The 1,516-nt window shown below is 47.0% G+C and carries 3 protein-coding genes; all 3 read right to left on the reverse strand.

Annotation, left to right across the window (positions count from 1 at the left end; genetic code table 11):
* A partial coding sequence (locus AB4496_RS14850) for an L-ribulose-5-phosphate 3-epimerase (RefSeq protein ID WP_372131240.1) occupies positions 1–562 on the reverse strand: 562 nt, incomplete at its 3' end.
* A gap of 8 nt (positions 563–570) precedes the next feature.
* Positions 571–1,218: a 3-keto-L-gulonate-6-phosphate decarboxylase UlaD gene (locus tag AB4496_RS14855; protein ID WP_009845897.1), complete on the reverse strand. Its 648-nt coding sequence runs from the start codon at positions 1,216–1,218 to the stop codon at positions 571–573.
* A gap of 4 nt (positions 1,219–1,222) precedes the next feature.
* Positions 1,223–1,516: HAD hydrolase family protein (locus AB4496_RS14860; RefSeq protein ID WP_372131242.1), on the reverse strand; the 294-nt coding region annotated here is incomplete at its 5' end.

Genomic DNA, 1,516 nt, shown 5'->3' on the forward strand with positions numbered 1-1,516 from the left:
CATCAGGATACGCCGTGAAATACGGTGAATTAACTTCGCGACTCAGCACTTCGAACTTACTCAAAGAGTTCAAGTAATCGGTGTCCATTATTTCCACAGCAAGCATTACGCCCGCTCTTTCCGCCAACTGCGCCGAAAGCTTCATGCCTTCAATGAACCTATGGTTAGTCACTTTATCAGCAGGTTCGTAGTAAACGTCATAGCCAGCCAGTTGGATGGTACGAATACCCAACTTATAAGCCAACGAGATCGCTTTCTCCATATGGATAACCGCTTGTTCACGAACCGCCGGATCTGCTGAACCGAATGGGAACTTACGATGCGCGCTTAAACACATGGATTGCAGCGGTACGCCGTGCTTTTCACAAAGACGACGCAAGGCATACACTTCTTCGTCATTCCAATCTAGTCGACTGCGACGCTCGTCTGATTCGTCTACCGATATCTCAAGAAAATCAAAGCCGAGTTCTTTGGTTTGCTTAAGTTTATCTTCCCAGCTGAGTTCGTTAGGTAGGGCCTTTTCATAAAGCCCTACACGGTGGCGTAACAAGTTTTGATACATAACGCCTCCTAGTTCCAGTAGCGATCGATCTGAGCTTTTAGTGCTTCTGCTGTTTCTTTACCTTTGTCACCCGCAAGTGCGCGACCCGCGATAAAGGTTTTCGCCTTAATGCCTTCAAATAGGTATAGGTCTTCAGGCACGATGCCACCTGTGATAGAAAGCTCGATACCCATTTCAGACAATGCACGCATCTTCACGAGATCTTCTTCAGTCCAGCCCACACCAGCTAATTCAGCGTCACGAGAACGGTGATAGATAGCTTGAGAGATACCTAGGTCGACCCAAGATTGAGCATCGTCCATTGTCCAGTTACCATAAATTTCGATTTGGATTTCACCGTTAAATTCATCAGCGACTTTCTTACATGCACCAATGGTTGCGATGTGTGCAGCAGCAGAAACGGTAATCCAATCAGCGCCCGCTTCGAATGCCATACGAGCCAAAATAGCACCGCCATCGGTGGTTTTCATATCGCATACAAGGATATGGTCTGGGTGGTTTTTACGAAGCGTAGAAACCGCCGTCATGCCTTCTGCGAAAGCCAAAATAGTGCCCACTTCAATCACATCAACGAAGCTTTCAACGTTGTTTGCCACTTCAATTGCTGCAGGAAGATTTGTTTGGTCTAGGGCGATCTGAATCATTGGTTTAGTCATGTTGTTATCCTTTAATTTGTTCACGTATTAGACGGGCTAAGCCATCATGGTTGTTATCTGTTGAGCACACGCATTGAACGTGTGACTTGACGATGTCATCAGCATTGAGCATCGCTACGCCTAACCCGGCGTACTTGAGCATGGAAATGTCATTGTGGTTATCACCGACGGCAATGACGTCATCGGCTTGATAACCGAGTTCTGCGATGTATTCAGCAAGGCGTAGGCCCTTACTGTTACCTTTCGCAGCAAAGTCGATTCGGTTTGACCAAGAGCGCTCACCGTTGAAGTTCTCTTC

Source organism: Vibrio sp. 10N.222.46.A1 (genome assembly GCF_041473595.1).
Taxonomy (GTDB): Bacteria; Pseudomonadota; Gammaproteobacteria; order Enterobacterales; family Vibrionaceae; genus Vibrio; species Vibrio tasmaniensis_A.